Raw genomic sequence first — 1,706 nt, 5'->3', positions numbered from 1 at the left:
CAGGCACATGAATATCACCACCGTTGGTGATATTCTCCATTCCACTGGTTGATCCTCCACTTTCCTCAAACTACGTTGCCTGAAGGGGCACTAGCTATTATAAGGTCGCGTCAGAGACAACCCTTAGAGGTCTTTGATAACGTCTGTAAGCCTTCCGAGAAAATCCTCCTTCGGCTTAGGAAAAACGCCGTTCACCACAACCATTACAACCGAGATCACCTGGACATACATACCGATGAAGAATGATATGGCCAACCACTCCGGAAACGACAGCACTTTGAACCCAAAGAGAACAAACGTGCCTTTACCAACGAGCAATTCCGCACTCAAGATGATAAACACCCAGCGAGCGATCTCTGCACGAATTTTACGCTCATTTTCCTGGTGATCTTTCCACGTGTTAAGTAACTCGTCAACTTTGCGCAGCTAAATCTGCGCTTCCATCATCTTGATTCGGTTATTGACTTCAACCTCGTTGCCATAGTCCGTGAATTCTGCTCCCTCAAGTGCTTGCCTAACCGCTTCATCCGGCATTCCAAACGAGCTTTGTTGTTCCAAATGTTCTCCACTCATACTCTCAATCCCAAGTTCCGTACGCGGTTGTACATGGCGGCATTCGAAACCATGAAGTACTCAGCCATTTCACGTAGTGGAACATGAGCATCGCACAGTTCGCGCACTTCCCGTTCAGGCATCAAAAGTGCGGCGGCAAAGATGTTAGCTTCTGCCTCTACCTCGTCCAGTTGAGATCCAGCCATCCGAAACATATGCTCTGCATCAATAAAGTTCGTGCCTTTACCCTTCTGCAGGTGCAAGTAATAATGCCCCAGTTCGTGAGCAAAGGTAAACCGTTTACGCACGGCAGGGTCGCCATCACGAATATAGATAAAGACTTCACCATCACGTTTGGTGATCAGCCCCGCGATGTCCGGATTGCGAAAACGAGCGCTGAACACATTGATCCTTTCAGCGTCCGCAATTACTTCTGGAACAACAGGAAAAAAGTTCAGGCCATACCGCTCCCGAACCGAGTCTGCCACGCTTTCGATTTTCTCGTCTGCATACAGCGTACGCATAACTCTCCGTCCCCTATTTGGGTATAAATATATACGTGCCATTTCACTCACCTCGTCCTGTCTCCGCTTATCTGTATTCCCCGACAAGCGGATTCAAAACCGTGTAAGTTCTGAGATGACACGTACTGCTTATGCTCATCCTATCACTACTTTTGTAGTGAGACAAGCACTTTTACTGCATTGGTCGGCATGCTCATCGTGTTGAATCGCGGTCTATTCATCTTTCCAACCATCCGGAATTTGTGTGGCAGCACTCGCCGTAATGAAGATATCCCACTTCTTCCCGACATGCTCTGCACACAAGTTTGCCACGGAACTTCACCAAGTCTCCGGGGAAACCGCAGAGCACACATACTTGATTGTACTTCTGCATCACGATATATTCTCCTTCTGCATAAATCTCAATCGGATCGCGGCTCATGATTCCAAACATGCGTCGCCACTCAATCGGTATTACTACGCGACCGATGTGATCTAATGGTCGGACATGCCCTGTTGGTTTCACCCAAATCCCTCCTTAGAAGGATCGTGTGGCATGTTCCGGAGATGGACAATAACTCACAGGAGAATCCTAGGAGCGTGTCCGAGTAATCTTTGAGTCAGTTTCCAGAAGGAAATTTCCGGATCAAT

At 47.9% G+C, this 1,706-nt stretch carries 3 protein-coding genes; all 3 read right to left on the bottom strand.

The genetic code is table 11. The features are described 5' to 3' along the window. Window positions 1-123: 123 nt before the first annotated feature. Window positions 124-330 (bottom strand): hypothetical protein, encoded by a 207-nt coding sequence (locus G463_RS0117300; RefSeq protein WP_156900298.1) that lies wholly within the window; start codon window positions 328-330, stop codon window positions 124-126. Between the two features lie 239 nt (window positions 331-569). Then, window positions 570-1,076 carry an ImmA/IrrE family metallo-endopeptidase gene (locus G463_RS22045; protein WP_169725504.1) on the bottom strand — a complete coding sequence of 169 codons (507 nt, stop codon included), beginning with the start codon at window positions 1,074-1,076 and terminating at the stop codon, window positions 570-572. Between the two features lie 217 nt (window positions 1,077-1,293). After that, entirely contained in the window at window positions 1,294-1,581 is a 288-nt protein-coding gene (locus G463_RS21290) for an AbrB/MazE/SpoVT family DNA-binding domain-containing protein (RefSeq protein ID WP_051322416.1), read from the bottom strand. Window positions 1,582-1,706 lie beyond the last annotated feature (125 nt).

This window comes from Alicyclobacillus contaminans DSM 17975 (genome assembly GCF_000429525.1).
In the GTDB taxonomy this organism is placed as follows: Bacteria; Bacillota; Bacilli; order Alicyclobacillales; family Alicyclobacillaceae; genus Alicyclobacillus_A; species Alicyclobacillus_A contaminans.
The sequence above is the reverse complement of the archived record's forward strand: the minus strand, read 5'-3'. Positions and strand labels throughout refer to the sequence as shown.

Coding starts and splice junctions, on each gene's coding strand:
- G463_RS22045 (WP_169725504.1), bottom strand. CDS start 1,076: ATGCGTACGCTGTATGCAGACGAGAAAATCGAAAGCGTGGCAGACTCG.